The 965-nt window shown below is 52.4% G+C and carries 1 pseudogene; it reads left to right on the top strand.

What is annotated here, in order from left to right:
- Positions 1-935: pseudogene (locus INT22_RS00030) on the top strand (IS3 family transposase); the annotation flags it as partial.
- Between the last annotated feature and the right edge of the window lie 30 nt (positions 936-965).

A 965-nucleotide genomic window follows, 5' to 3' on the forward strand; every position in this document is an offset into this window, starting at 1 on the left:
TTAGCCGAAGCCAATGAGGAGCTGGCCATCACAAAAAAGGCCGCGGTGTACTTTGCGAAGAGCCTGAAGTGAAGTACGCCTTTATCCATCGTCATCGCCAGGCTTTCAGTGTTCAGCGCATGTGCCATGTTGTTGGGGTCGCTCGAAGCGGCTACTACGCTTGGCGACAGCGCGAAGGAGGTCTGTCTCTAAAGCGCAGCCAGCAAGCCGTTCTCGATAAGCGTGTGGCTGCGGCGTTTCACCAACGTAAAGGCCGCTCAGGCGCCCCGAGATTAGCTCTAGACCTGCAAGATGACGGAATACCGGTGAATCGCAAGACCGTGGCTGCCAGCTTACAGCGACAAGGCCTGCGTGCTAAAGCTGCCCGTAAGTTCAAGGCCACCACAAACTCTCGACATTCGCTACCTGTTGCGCCAAACCTGCTAGAGCAAGACTTCAGGGCTTCAGCCCCTAATCAAAAGTGGGTGGGTGATATCACCTACTTGGCGACGGGTGAAGGTTGGCTTTATCTTGCTGTGCTAATTGATCTTTACTCTCGCAAAGTCGTTGGTTGGGCAATGAGCGAGCGTATGACGGCAGATCTTGTCTGTGATGCACTACAAATGGCGCTATGGAAACGTAAAATGCCAACAGGCGTGATCGTCCATTCAGATCGAGGTGGTCAGTACTGTTCGACGCTGTATCAGTCGCTACTGACGCGACATGAACTCAAGTGCAGTATGAGCGCGAAAGGCAACTGTTATGATAACGCCTGTGCCGAAAGCTTCTTTCACAGCCTCAAGGTGGAAGCGATCCACGGCGAGAACTTTAAAACGCGAGATATGATGAGACGCCAGGTGTTTGAATACATCGAACTGGACTACAACAAGCAACGACGGCACAGTGCTATAGGGATGATCAGCCCAGAGGCGTTTGAAGTCCGAATGATCGCTTAAACGAGTGTCCACTGTTGCTGGGTAAGATCA

The organism is Halomonas sp. 3D7M (assembly GCF_014897885.1).
In the GTDB taxonomy this organism is placed as follows: Bacteria; Pseudomonadota; Gammaproteobacteria; order Pseudomonadales; family Halomonadaceae; genus Vreelandella.